This is a genomic window from Bifidobacterium sp. 2450 (genome assembly GCF_041900695.1).
GTDB classification, from domain to species: domain Bacteria; phylum Actinomycetota; class Actinomycetes; order Actinomycetales; family Bifidobacteriaceae; genus Bifidobacterium; species Bifidobacterium longum.
Map to the genome: position 1 here is coordinate 140,556 of NZ_JBHEEA010000003.1, position 13,535 is coordinate 154,090.

General features: G+C 60.0%; 10 protein-coding genes and 2 pseudogenes. 4 read left to right on the forward strand and 8 right to left on the reverse strand.

What is annotated here, in order from left to right:
- Positions 1-4: 4 nt before the first annotated feature.
- Positions 5-367 carry a metallopeptidase family protein gene (locus ACEUKI_RS01735; protein ID WP_179133473.1) on the forward strand — a complete coding sequence of 121 codons (363 nt, stop codon included), beginning with the start codon at positions 5-7 and terminating at the stop codon, positions 365-367.
- 99 nt (positions 368-466) lie between these two features.
- Here the strand turns inward: ACEUKI_RS01735 and ACEUKI_RS01740 are convergent, their stop codons facing one another.
- From ACEUKI_RS01740 to ACEUKI_RS01750, 3 genes are read right to left on the reverse strand one after another with little or no spacing between them, the layout of a single operon-like run.
- On the reverse strand, positions 467-2,008 hold the full coding sequence (locus tag ACEUKI_RS01740) for a DUF5719 family protein (RefSeq protein WP_080785112.1): 1,542 nt from the start codon (positions 2,006-2,008) through the stop codon (positions 467-469).
- Entirely contained in the window at positions 2,005-5,100 is a 3,096-nt protein-coding gene (locus tag ACEUKI_RS01745) for a glycosyltransferase family 2 protein (RefSeq protein WP_374156426.1), read from the reverse strand. Before ACEUKI_RS01745 ends, ACEUKI_RS01740 begins: the two co-directional genes overlap by 4 nt.
- A gap of 43 nt (positions 5,101-5,143) precedes the next feature.
- Positions 5,144-5,443: a WhiB family transcriptional regulator gene (locus tag ACEUKI_RS01750; protein WP_012578068.1), complete on the reverse strand. Its 300-nt coding sequence runs from the start codon at positions 5,441-5,443 to the stop codon at positions 5,144-5,146.
- 778 nt (positions 5,444-6,221) lie between these two features.
- Here ACEUKI_RS01750 and ACEUKI_RS01755 point away from each other — a divergent pair.
- The 3 genes from ACEUKI_RS01755 to ACEUKI_RS01765 all read left to right on the forward strand — a co-directional run bounded on the left by ACEUKI_RS01755 (position 6,222) and on the right by ACEUKI_RS01765 (position 9,515).
- Entirely contained in the window at positions 6,222-7,127 is a 906-nt protein-coding gene (locus tag ACEUKI_RS01755) for an LCP family protein (RefSeq protein WP_179133474.1), read from the forward strand.
- A 169-nt stretch (positions 7,128-7,296) separates the two neighbouring features.
- The gene (locus ACEUKI_RS01760; protein ID WP_374156427.1) at positions 7,297-9,123 is read left to right on the forward strand and encodes an FtsK/SpoIIIE domain-containing protein; all 1,827 of its coding nucleotides are present in this window, start codon (positions 7,297-7,299) and stop codon (positions 9,121-9,123) included.
- Positions 9,124-9,236: 113 nt separating this feature from the next.
- On the forward strand, positions 9,237-9,515 hold the full coding sequence (locus ACEUKI_RS01765) for a WhiB family transcriptional regulator (protein ID WP_003835265.1): 279 nt from the start codon (positions 9,237-9,239) through the stop codon (positions 9,513-9,515).
- Positions 9,516-9,587: 72 nt separating this feature from the next.
- Here ACEUKI_RS01765 and ACEUKI_RS01770 read toward each other — a convergent pair whose 3' ends face one another.
- From ACEUKI_RS01770 to ACEUKI_RS01790, 5 genes and pseudogenes are all read right to left on the reverse strand, one after another.
- A complete protein-coding gene (locus tag ACEUKI_RS01770) occupies positions 9,588-11,075 on the reverse strand; it encodes a sensor histidine kinase (protein ID WP_181896164.1) in 1,488 nt (495 codons plus the stop codon).
- A 120-nt stretch (positions 11,076-11,195) separates the two neighbouring features.
- Positions 11,196-12,188 (reverse strand): serine hydrolase, encoded by a 993-nt coding sequence (locus tag ACEUKI_RS01775; protein WP_374156428.1) that lies wholly within the window; start codon positions 12,186-12,188, stop codon positions 11,196-11,198.
- Between the two features lie 53 nt (positions 12,189-12,241).
- A complete protein-coding gene (locus ACEUKI_RS01780) occupies positions 12,242-12,658 on the reverse strand; it encodes a serine hydrolase (RefSeq protein ID WP_374156429.1) in 417 nt (138 codons plus the stop codon).
- Positions 12,640-13,285: pseudogene (locus ACEUKI_RS01785) on the reverse strand (zinc ribbon domain-containing protein). Before ACEUKI_RS01785 ends, ACEUKI_RS01780 begins: the two are co-directional and overlap by 19 nt.
- Before the next feature lie 135 nt (positions 13,286-13,420).
- Positions 13,421-13,534 (reverse strand): annotated as a pseudogene (locus tag ACEUKI_RS01790) (zinc-ribbon domain-containing protein); the annotation flags it as partial.
- Position 13,535: the final 1 nt, after the last annotated feature.

Genomic DNA, 13,535 nt, shown 5'->3' on the forward strand with positions numbered 1-13,535 from the left:
CCCGATGTTCGGCACCCGTCTGCCCCGTTACCGCACTCGTACCGGCATGTTCGACGATATGGTGGCGGCCCAGGTTCGCAGGCTCGGCCAAGCGTGGCCGGAACTGATACGTCCGCTCCAGTTCGCGGTGGAGGATGTGCCGCCTTCGGATCCGACGCCTTGGCAGACCGAGCCGAATATGACGTCCCAGTGCTTCCCTGCCAGCCACGGCATTCCCGCACGAGTCGTGCTCTACCGCATGCCGTTGCAGACCGAGGCATCTACCAAGCTCGAATTGCAATTGGCCGTCAGGGATGAGCTGGTGGCCCGCATAGCGGAATTGTATGGGCGCAGGCCGGAGGAAATCGACCCTGACTGGGGCCTGTGACAACACTGCGGGCCGTGTCACTTGTAATAAGATAGTGACACGGCCCGCAGCTACATCGCCGCCGAAACATCATCAGACCGATGCTTCGGCGAGCGCGCTCTACTTGACGATGGAGGAATCATTCCGAGCCCAGACATGAACCGTGGCGGGCATCAGCGTTGAAGCGCCGATGACGGACAATCCGGCGATGTCCTTGTCTTGCAACGAATCGTGACTGAACCGCGCTCCCCAGCTCACTTTCATGGATGAGTCCTCCAACATCAGCACGACCGCGGTGCCATGATCGCCGGAAAGGTTGCCGGCTTCAATCGTTTGCGCTGCGTTCGCATCCAGTGTGATTTCCTTGGAGGTTACCGAAGCACCAGCATCATCGTAGGCGCGCAAGGTGACCGTCCTGCGCTCATTGGACGTATTGGCCAGCGTGATGGAGGCCTTTACTCCGTCGGGAAGGGCCAACCCCGAGAATTCGGATGGCTCGCCGGCATTGACCAATGCGAAATCGGCTTGGCCGGAGTCACCGGAGCGTGTGGCCTTGACGGAGAACGACACGGCGTCCTCTGCGGTGGACATCACGCCCAACGCCCCATCAGGAGCCTCTCCCAAGTCGATCGCCGTCACTTTATCAGCAGTGACGGTGGCATCTTTGGCGGGAACCAAGCCTTTGGCGGTAATCCATGACAGCCCGGTGCTGGTGTCTGCCTTGGCGAACAGATAAGCGGTGACCGCATCGCCGGCAGTGATGGACGGCGCCACCGATGCATTGGATGCGGTCGGCAGCGGCAGCGCGAAATCAGAACCTTTCGGTGTCAGACCATCCATGGTCACCGTACGCACCACGGACGCGATAGGAGTCTCCTTGCTGGAAACGGTCACGAACAGACCATGCTGCCCATCGACCGCGGCGGACAGTTCCATCGAGGACTCCCCCTCAGCTGGCACAGACAGCGTGGATTGTGTGGACAATGCCATTTTCCCGGCTGTCTCGGAACCCCAGACGGCAATGTCGACGGTGGTCGGCTTGGTGGAGGGATTCGAGACGATGAGCTGCTGTGTGGTACCAGTCATGCTGCCGGAGAGCAGGAACGACTGGCCGAGCGAGGTCGATACGCAGGATGCCGCCGAGACACCTCTCACATCGCCATCATCGGCCCATGATGCGATGGTGCCGACAGTGCCGGTGCCAGCTGCGGCCTGCAACATACGGGTATTGATCAGGCGAGCTCCCTGATCGATCTTCTGAGCACCGGTTTTCACCGAGGAATCGTCGGTCGGATCGGCGTCTTTCAAAGTCACGTCATCTGAACTGGACGTTTGCCCGATCGCCGAGACAGTGGCGCTGTAGACGGAGCCGAACGCCGCATAGCGCGCCTGCGTACTCAGATTGCCGACAGTGGCCTGGAAGGCGCTGTCGCCGTACGTGCCGGTATCGGCCAATCCTATAGGTGCCGGACAGTAGGTTTCGGACTGGGTCGGACTAACGGTCTGGTCGATGGCATTATCGGAAGCGGCCACCTTATCCACCCAGATATTGGGGATGGGGGCCATGACGAGAACGACGAACAGCGCAATCAACACCAGCATGGTGATCACACCGAGCACGATGCCGATCGCACGTTTGAAACCAGAAGTTTTGTTGCTCATGCCCGCTCCTCCAATCCGTAGGACGGTCGTCTGCGAGGCATGGCGACCAAGCAGTACAACGCCGTGATCACACCTAGGCATATCAGCCAGGCGTGCCTCCAGACACTATGCTGTGCACGTTGCTGCCATGAGGTACCCACCTGCTGTGAGGCGCTGCTACGCAGCGTCAGACGATAGTAGCTGCCGCTATCCGTGGAGACCAGGGACTGGGTGCCGTTCGATGCGGCGATATTCGCGCTCAACTGTTCATACGACATGTCGTTCGAGGAATCGCCGGTCTCGGGAACCACGTAGATGCCGCCGAATCCAAGCGCGCTGATGGCCGCAATGGCCTCTTCGTCGGGATTGGACAGCAGCGAGTCACAGGCCTGGGCCAGTTGTTCGTCAACCGCATCATGCTTGCCGGACAGCAGGCGCGCCCGCTGGACCGGGGAACTGTCGATCAGATCGCCGCGCGAGGTGCGCATCACCGCATAGTTGACGATGTTGCGGGTCTCCGCGCTCACGGCAAGCACACGATGATCGGCACTGGCCTCCAGATAATCGGTGGTGACCATGGGCAGGCCGTTTTCAGACACGCCCAGTCCCGCATCCTTATGACGTTCGATGCCATACATGCATTGAATGCCGATGCAGCACACCAGTATCAGAGCAAGCATCACACGGCCAGACACGATGAGCACATGCAGACGGTCCTTTTTCGGTGCGGGATCACTGCCAGACGCATGCAACGGCTGGAATCGCTTCACCGCCCCACCAGCGACGAGACACACGCAGGCAAGGAAGCCCAATATCATCATCGCGATGCCCGGCTGCGCGGAACCGGCCACGACGCCATCGGCATCCACGGTTATGGCCACACGGCTGGAGACCAGGGCGAGCGCGCCTCCGCAGACGATTACCACCCACATCAGTCGCGAGGTCCGCAACGCGAACGGCAGCACCAGCGAAGCAAGAGCAAGCAGCGTGATGACGCCAAACAGCACAGTGACCGCCAAATCGGCATAATCAGTCGCCCCCATTCGCCATCCCAGCGCACGCTGTGCGGCCTCAAGCAGACTCAGCGACGCCGGCGACCCGTTGGCGGATGGCGTTGGCACCGTGATGTCGCCGAACAGTTGACGCCACATACCCAAATCGGCGTAACGCACCGCATTGACGAGCGTAGGAGCCACCGCAAAGGCGGCAGGAACCGGAATAAGCAACAGCATGGCGCGCTTGCGACGCACGAATAGCAGGAACATCAGGAACACGACGATCAGCGCGAACAGCAGCTGCGGTTCGGCGGCCACCACAGGGATGAAGCACAGTGCGGCGATGGCCGCGGCCTGAACGGATGTGCGCGGCTTGAGCGGGTCTTCGGTATGGTACATGCCCACGGCACGGAACACGAATGCGAACGCGGCCGGCAGGAACACCATTACGGTGAGCATCGGCATATTGGCCTGCGCATACCAGCCGAACATAATGCCGGTGGATGCCCACAGCAGTCCTCCCAGCACACGAACCACGTCCGAGCGGGTGAATACGCCCGCCAGCGCCCAGAACGACAATGCGCTCAGCGGCGCGGCCACAAACAGTATCATCGCCAAAGCGGCGGTCACATGGCCGAGCGTGACCAGCGAGGCCAGCATCAGCACCAGCAGCCACGGAGTGGGCGGCGCAGGAATGCCGGTGCCGCTGCCAAACACCCACGGCGTGGTGGCGGACTGCACCAGTTGCGTGAAGCTGGCACCGGTGGGAAGCAACACATCGGAATACAACGATCCGCCGGAGAATATCGAACGGAACACCGGCCAATACATCACCGCGATGGCCGCAAAGCACACCAGCGCCATCACCACGGCCGCACTCCAGCGATATATGGTGCGTGTCCGCAGATGGGCACGTTCCAGCGGACTGAGCAGCACTCTGCCCTGCTGGGATTGGAATGCATCCCGACGATCATGGAACTGCTTGATCTGCTGACTGTCTGCGAACAAGACATGCAGGGACGATGCGGCGACCTTCGATTGTCTGGCCACCAGCCTGCGTGATTTCATGTTTCCCGCGATATCGGCCAAAGCCAGCCATGGCAGGCACAATTGCACCCATGCTTCATACGGCTTCTTGCCGAACATCATGGCTATGGCCATGCCAAAACTGCGGAGCAGCCTCCACAGCCAGACGATAAACCAGGACGACATGGCCAGATCCGTGTACAGATACCGCTGTTGGGAGCGATGCACCGTCATTGCATGATTGACCGTGTGATCGTCTTTAAGCGGCTCTCCGCCTCGCGTACGAATGCCTTCATACCGTGCACGACGATGTGATATCTCCGCTTGCGGGACAACCACCACGCGTCCGCCGCTCAGGCAGACACGGCGGCAGAAATCAACCGATTCGCTGTAGGTGGTCAGCCAGGCATTGATGCCCCGCAGTCGCGTGAATTGCGACATGGACACCAGCGCGCCTGCCAGCGACACCGCAAACACATCCTGCCGCCCGTCATACTGCTCCTGATCGGGTTCTCCATCGACCACCAGGGAATGCACGGCGTGGTGGCCCGCATACATACCGACATCATGCAGATGGGAGCCTTCCCAATCACACTGTTTGCACCCGAGCACACTGGCGCCCGGCGTATTGCGCCACGCCTCAAGCAATCGTTCAAGGCATGAGGCATCCGAAGGGCGGGAATCATCATGGAGCAGCCACAATGCGCGGGGAGCGTCATCCAGATCGGCACGATCCAATGCCCGGCTGACCGCATCGCCGAAGGAGCGTGCGCCCTTGGCCGAGACGATGTGAATGGTCACATGCTTGGACTGCGGCACCTCCATCACCGGCCCTGATGGCGAGGGGATGACCTCGAACGAGGTGGTTATCCTCGAACTGGTGCGTCCGGTCGCGTCGGCGATGATGACGACTCCCGGGAGAACATTCTGCGTCAATACCGAACGCAATGTAGACCGGAGGAAACGCATATCCTCCTCAACGGTGATCACAGCCGTAATGCCGGTATCCACATCCTGCCTATGCGTATATGGTCGAGAAGACATGGCGTCGGCCAACGCCTCATGAATATCGTTATTACCTGTCGGACTCATAAACTCCCAGTGTACGCACCAGACTTGAAGGGGGTGTGTGGAGCTACGCCTGCTCCCGGTGCTCTCGCTTATATCGACGGCGTTCGCGCTCGCTCATGCCACCCCAGATACCGAATCGCTCATCATGGTCGATGGCCCATTTCAGGCATTGCTCACGCACTTCGCATTTTGCGCACACACGTTTGGCATCACGGGTCGAGCCTCCCTTTTCCGGGAAGAACGCCTCCGGATCGGTTTGCGCGCACAACGCCTTGTGCTGCCAAGATACATCGCCATCAGGTCGGAATAGTCCCCACAATTCGTGCCATGGCTCTTCGGCTGAATCGTCGACCACACCCCACATGCGATTCTCCTTGCCTATTGAGCTTTTCATACGGACTAAATTACACACATGCAATTTCGGTTTTGTCAAATTCTTTCTCGTGTCATTACATCATTTTTATGGAACTGTGTGCTATGGCGTGAACGCGATGCCCCGACGCCGTCGCACATGATATTGTGCCGTTCCTGCGCAGGAACACCATAGCGCAGGAACACCCGGCGGATGCTGTGTCAGAGTGTCATTCAGACAATCGACAGTTTCAGGAGGGGTTATGACGCAGGAATCAGGTGGGGCAGATCCGCATATCAACCCGCCAAGCTTCATTCCTGCGGGAAATCGACGCACCCGGCCTTCCGGACAGGCGCCACGCTCCTTCGCCCCTGCCCGCGCCTCACGTCAGTCAGGGCAGGCTCCATCGGACCGTCTGTCTGTCATGGGAAATAACGTCGAAGAGCCCCAACCGAACGCCAATGCCAAGGCAAGCACCAATGCCGCAGACAACGGCAGGCGGACTCCGCCCAGTTTTTCTCCGAAAACCGGACGTGCCACTCGCAGCACGGCTCCGGATGCCGCCGCACCGCGCAGTATTCCGCCGTCGCGAGCACGGATGTCTTCCGGCTCATCCCGCAACGCCGTGCGCAATCCGTCGGATATGCCGGTTTCCCGCCCCTCATCGCCAGCAGCAAACCTGTCCACGAAGTTCAGCCACCTTGGCCGGCCGGCGGCGGCAACGGCGAAAACGGTAACGGCACACCGGCCGCGCGCCTTGCGCATCATCTTATGCGCGATTGCGGTGCTGGTGGCGGCGTTGATTCTTTCCGTTTTCGGCGCCTGGCAATGGGTGGACAGCAAACTGAATCGGAGCGACTGGCTGACCGACACCCCCAACACGCCGGCCTCGACTTGGCTGATTCTTGGCTCCGATGAGCGTGACGGCTCCACCGATTACGGCGGCGTAGACAATATCTCTGGCTTCAGGACCGATACAATTCTGGTGCTGATCAAGCCCAAAAGCGGGCCGAGTTCGTTGATTTCCATTCCCCGCGATTCGCTCATGAACGTCGATAACCAGTACATGAAAATCAATGCGGTGGCGCTGATTGCGGGCAAGAAGGCTTTGGTAAGCAACGTTGAGCAGATCACCGGCCAGAAAATCGATCATGTGGCACAGATCAAGTTCGGCGGTCTGCAGAACGTGGTGAACGCCTTGGGCGGTATCGAACTGTGCTATGACGAGGATGTTCAGGATTCCTATTCCGGACTGAACTGGAAGGCGGGATGCCATACGGCGGATGGTTCCACCGCATTGTCCTTCTCTCGTATGCGATACGCCGACGCGCGAGGAGACTTCGGGCGCAACGAACGCCAGCGGCAGGTCATCTCGGCCATCGTCAAGAAGGCTTCCAGCAGTGGGACCCTGACCAATCCGTCCAAAATCGTGGCAGTGTCCAATGCCGCGATGAGCGCACTCACCGTGGACGAGAAGACCAACCCTGACACGTTGCTCACCATGGCGTTGGCGTTCAAAAGCGCCACCGGCTCGAATGGCATCTCCGGCAGCGTGTACTGGTCCGACCCCGATTATTACGTTGATGGCATTGGCTCCTCGGTGCTGCTCGATGACGCCAAGAACACCGAACTGTTCAATCAGATTGCCGACGGCACGCATAAGGCCGGCACCGTGGGCAATCTGGCGGAAGGCTGACCGACGCTTTCCCGGAGCCTATCGGCTTCATCGTCGGTGCATAATCGCCGCCGTTGCCCACGCAGCCAATCATGCACGGGCAAAATGTCATGTGGATAACTCGGCAAGCTAGAACCACATACCTTGATTCGACTTGCGCCTTCGGCACGCGCTCCCCCACGCTGGAAGCATGACATCACAGCAGAACGATTCGAAGCGACATTCCGCCCATACGGCATCCGCCGTATCCCAGGCGAAGCACCGTTTGGGCGCGCCGCCATTGCGCGCCCGCCTGACCATGCTTGCCGCGGCGTGCCCGATGATCGCGCAAGCATTGATGATGGTCATACTGCTGTTGCACGGGCAATGGCTGTTCGCCGCCATGATCGCGCCAGGCATATTCGCCTGTCTCGTGTCCCTGTTGCTGACGCTCCCCTCGTCTCCGGGCCCGGAGAAGGCTCACGCCCCGAAACAGGCAACGATCGATGTCGGTATCACGGACGACGCCGATGACCGCGCCGCAGACCTCCGTCATACGCCGTCGCAGCCGATAGAATCGCTGCTGCACTTCGCACGCCTGCCATGGCGGACCATTGTGGGCCACTGGCTTGAGCCCCTTGACCTTGCGGTGCCGGTTGGCATGACCGGAAGCGAGCCGCTGACGCTCGACCTGAACCGTCAGGGGCCACATGCCCTGGTGGCCGGCACCACCGGTTCCGGCAAATCCGTGTTGCTGCAAAGCTGGTGTCTGGCGCTCGCCTCGATGAACGGGCCCGAGCATCTGAATTTCGTGTTTTTGGACTTCAAAGGCGGTTCCGCGTTCCGCAAACTCGAACGGCTGCCTCATACCGTGGGCAGTGTATGCGATCTGGATCTGGCTCATGCCGTACGCGCGTTGCGTGCGTTGGAAGCCGAACTGACACGCCGTGAGCAGCTGTCCGCCGCTGTCCGTGCTTCCGATATCCGCGATATGGTCAATCCGCCACCGCGCCTGATCGTGGTCATTGACGAATTCCATGCTCTGAAGGACCAGCTCCCGGATTATGTGAATCGTCTGGTGCGTATTGCCTCGCTCGGCAGGTCGCTGGGCATGTATCTGATCGCCTGTACACAGAATCCCATGGGCCAGGTCAGCGCCGATATGAAGGCGAATATGTCCGTCAGCATTTGCTTACGGGTTCGGGACCGTCTGCAATCATGCGAGCTGCTTGGCGATGGTCGTGCCGCCGACCTCAGTCCGGCAATGCCCGGTGCGGCGTTCTGCAACGATTCCGAACAGGTGACGGCATTCCGCTGTGCAACGGCACGCGATATCGATGCGGTGTGCCGCCAGATCGCGTTCGCATCGCGGTTCGTCGGAAGCCCGCCGCAACCGTCCCTGTTTACCGCGCCGCTCCCCCGGCACGTAAAAGACCGGACTGTGGCCGATCACGCACCGCAACGCATTCGATTTGGACTTGCCGACGATGGCATCAATCTGCGAGAGGCGACAGTATCCCTCACCGGCGGCAATATCGGCGTCATCGGCCCGCAGGGGCGTGGCAAAACCACGTTGCTGGAAACATTGGCTCGACACGCCAGCTTGACCGATGGCTTGGCGGTACGCGTCAGTTCCCCGCATCGCCGGGTATGGAGCTCGCAATGGCTTCATAGCAGCCGTCGCATGCCGTATGCCAGCTCGGATGCACCACCGCCTCCGCATATCGTGTGGTTTGTCGACGATGCCGATGAGTTGTTCGATCCATTCCGCACCGACGAACAGGCGCTGTCTTTCACGTATGCGTTGGCTGATGAGTCAGTCAGCGTGGTATTCGCCGTCAGCACGATTCGACCGATACGCATACCGGAGCATTGCAATACCAGAATCGTGTTCCCGTGCGGGGAGAGAACATCCGATCTTATGGCTGGAGTCCCCGCTCGCCTATTGGATACGATGAGTCTTATCGATGCCGACAACGCGGGCCGGGCCGTGCTCATCGAGGGCACATCGGCATGTCTGGTGCAGTGCGCTTCGTGAAAACTTCGGTTTTTTCTCGGCGAAACCTCTTGAAAATCACCACGGTTCGTGGTTACCTTGGTACTGGACTTAAGGAACAACACCAGCCACGGGGCTTTTAAGGGAGGCAAGCAATGAGCAGCGCTTTTGATTGGCGAGCCAAGGCCGCATGTCGTGACAAGGATCCGGAACTCTTCTTCCCGGTGGGCAACACCGGTGCAGCCTATCAGCAGATTGAGGAGGCCAAGGCCGTGTGCCGCACCTGCAAGGTGATTGACGCATGCCTGAAGTGCGCACTGGACACCAATCAGGATTACGGCGTGTGGGGCGGCTTGAGCGAAGACGAGCGTCGTGCGCTGAAGCGCCGCGCCATGCGCGCCCGCCGTTCTCAGGCCATGCAGATGCAAATCTGATGTTTTGATTATTTCTTCGTCATACCAGGAAACCCTCCCACTCGGGAGGGTTTCCTCATTTCGGGCTTCTCGTCACTCGTCCTGAGCAGCCCTGAGCTTCATATCGAGCACCACACGGGTGCCGCCTTCGCGGCGCGGCTCCCAATGCACGGAACCACCGAAATCATTGGTCACGAAGGTGTTGATGATCTGCGTGCCCAAACCGGAACCGGAAGAACGAGCCAATCCACCCTGCTCTTCGGAGCCGAGACCGGAACCGTCATCTTCAACCACCACATTGAGGTTCGGGCCGGAGCGGCCCACGGAAATCGTGATATGGCCATCCTTGCGGCCTTCGAACCCATGCTCCACCGAATTGGTGATGAGCTCGGTCAGCACGAGGGACAGCGGCGTGGCATCCTGAGCGGGCATCATGCCGAACTTGCCCATGTAGTTGATATCGATATGCTGGTCTTTCATCGTGGCCAAGTCCACGGCCATGCGCAGCAGGTTGGCGATTACCTTGTCGAAGTCGACGACTTCGTCGGCGGTCTGGCTCAATCCCTCATGCACCATGGCAATGGTCTGCACGCGGCGTTGTGCCTCCTGCAATTCCTTCTTGGCCTCATCCGACTTGGTCTTACGAGCCTGAAGCCTCAGTAGCGCAGAGACGGCCTGCAGGTTGTTCTTGACACGATGGTGAATCTCGGAAATCGTAGCGTCCTTGGTCTGCAGCTCCTGCTCTCGGCGGCGCAGCTCGGTGACGTCACGGCATAGCAGAATCGCTCCGATACGGCCGTTGTTGTCATACAAGGGCAGCGAGCGCATCGAGACGGCGGAACGGTTGGCGTCAAGTTCGGAATCCACCGCGGCCTTGCCGGCCAGCACCAACGGCAGGATTTCCGGAACGGGGTCGTTCTCCTTCAATAGCTGTGTGCCAAGTTCGCTGAGGTAATGGCCAGGCATGGTGGTCAGCAGACCGAGACGCCTAAAGCAGCTGATGGCGTTCGGGGCTGAGTATCGAACCACGCCGTCCATAGTCAGGATGATGAAGCCGTCCGCCACGCGAGCGATATGGCGTTGGCTCATCACCGAATCCTTGTAGGGGAATTGGCCTCGCGGAATCATCTCGTACAGATGCTTGCCGGCGTTGATGCTTTCCGACTCATATCGGCCGTTGGATTCTCGTGTGGCCATATTGGTCTCACGCACGACCAAGCCCAAGGTCTTGCCATTGTGCCGAACCGGCGCGTACACGTTGCAGATGGTCGCCTTGCCCACGGTTCTCAATACCGTGGAGCGGAACACCCCGCTGGAGAGCATGGCGGCGTCCAATTCGCCGACCATGTCGTCCGGCATGACGTTTCCCACCACGTCTTCCGCCCGCAGCGTCATCACGGTGGATGGACGGCATTGCTCGGCCACCACGTATTTGCCATCGCCATTCTGTACCAGCAGCAGCAGATCGGCGAAGCTCAAATCGGCGATCACCTGCCAATCGGCGACAAGATGATGCAGCCACTCGCGGTCCTCGTCGTCGAAGTCGGGGCGCGTTGCAAGGATATGTGAAAAATCAGCCATATCCCTATCATACGCAGACGCACCGCCGCCATCGCGGCAAGCCACACGGGCAAGTACGACGACTATGACGACATCGCATCTTCAATACCGCGCCAATCGCGTTGCACGGCTGACCGCCGTTCATGCGGTCATCGCCGTATACACCTGAGAGGACAATGCGGCGATCTGCTGCTGCGCGGTTCCCGATACCACTCCCGAGGTCATAACCACCATCACATAATCCCGTTCTGTTCCGTCCGCGGCCTTGCCCCACACCACGGCGGCATCATTTTCCACGCCGGCCAGTTCACCGGTTTTATTGGCTACCTGAATGCCAGACGGCACTCCGGCGGGTATTTTGGCGCGTCGCGTCTGCCCGAGCAATACGTCAAGCATGGAGCGGCTGGCTTCGGCGGAAACCAGTTTGCCTCGGTACAATGCGGCGAGGAATCTGCCGCAATCGGAAGCTGACGTCCAGTTCTCGGTGCCGGTCCCGTCTGTGCCGGCATCGGACAATGCCCGCAACTGCTTGGATGCGCTGAAGCCGTATCGGGCGGCCGTACCAGTCACCCGTTGCATGCCTGTGGCCATGTCGCCATCGCCGACCATCAATACCAGCTGATTGGTGGCCGCGTTCGAGCTGACGGTGATCATCTGGTTGATCAGTGAGGTGGTATCCTGCCCGCCCGTGGCCAAGGTGCCGGCATGTTGCTTATCGTACACGGCAAGCATCACGTACAGTTTGACATCCGAAGCCGCCACCATGGGCTGGCCGCCGACGCTCACGGTTTTGCCCGTGGCCAAATCCTCGACATACACCGACCAGGTGCCTCCACTGCCGGCCACAGCTGCCGTGACCGCCGAGGACACATTTGACATCCGCTTCTCTTCCGCCACCGTGGTCAGGTCGGGAGCAGGTGCCGCCTTACGCTCCAAGGTGTCATGCACAGGGCGTTGTTCATGTTTCGATGACGCCGTTGACGACGATGCCGACGCTGTTGCCGATGAGTCCGATGCCGAGGCGACGGGCGATGTTTTGGCGTGCGATGTGCCGAGCCCGTTATGCGCGTACATCCATCCACCGACGCCGATTACCAAAGCGGCGATCAGGGCGGCGATCAGGATCAATCCCACGACGCTGCCTGTTGCACGCGTGCCGCTACTATGCTTGGTATGCCGAGCCACCGTCACTGCCCCAATGTCTTGTCAACACTGGCCAGCACCCGGCTCATCAGGTCCGCGGCCACCGACTGCCCCTGATATTGGGTGACAACGGCCACGGCGGCCTTATGACCATTGGCTTCGACGATGGCAAAGTAATTCCAGGTGTCCTGGATGCCTTGGCCTCGGTGAGCATGCACGGTCATGTCGGACGGAATGATTACGCCTTCGGAGGCAATGTCTACGTTCATCAATGACGTGCCTCCCTTGGCGTCCACTGCGGCGAGCATGCGGGCCGCATCGCGGGAGGAACTGTAATTCTCATAACCGGCATTGCTGGCCGCCACATCGCCGAAATCGCGGTTGAACGAGGTGCCCTTATACCCATGCGAAGATGCCCACGAATTGACGCCGCTCCAGCCACCTACCGCCGCTGCCGCCATATTGCCGGCATTGTTGTCCATGGAACCCATCATCGCGTTTGCCTGCGCTTTGGCGTTGTCATCGCCATTGTCCTGGGCCGCAAGATAGACCGGCAGATAGAAACCGGCAGCCACGAATTGCTTGCCGGACTGCGACGTGGTCGCGATGGTGGCGTCCTCTGAGGAATCGGCGAATGTTCCATCGATGACCATGGCGGAGACGGCCACATCGGAGGACGAGTATGAATCCGCGATGTCAGACAACTGGCTGGATGTGATCACCGGAGTGGAAGGCTTCGACTTCTCCGTCGAGCTTTTCTTGGACGAATCGTCGCTGTTCTTGTCTTTGGCGCTATCAGACGTGTTCTTCTTGGCCTTGGACTTGGCGTCAGAGGAATCCGTCGTGCCATCATCGGCGGAATCCGACGCATCGGCCCCGGTCGACTGTGCCGATGTTTGCGCCTGCGGCTGAGCTCCCCACAATCCCATGCTATGGGTGACGAACAAGCCGATGACCAACGCCACGACGCAAATCAGCGCGATGAGCACAATCACCACCGCTTTGGTGTGATCGCCGTCAGGACGCCCGGCGGGAGGTTCAGGAGAAGCAGGTGCCGCAGGGCCAGCGGTCATGGGTCCCGGTGCCATAGGCCCCGGCACCGCGGAACCCGGCGCCGTTGGCGGCGCGACGGCGGGCAACGGTGCCGCCGGCTGCTCCACCAGCGTCAGCGCGTTATCGTCATAGGCAGGGGCCGCCGGATTGGCCTCGGGCTGCTCCAATGGACTTCCGCACTGCGAACAGAAGGCATCTCCTTGCTCGTTGGCAAACCCACACTCCGTGCAATACACCATCACCGAACCCCTTATTGCTGTGACGTTCTCATCTTCGGATTCCATA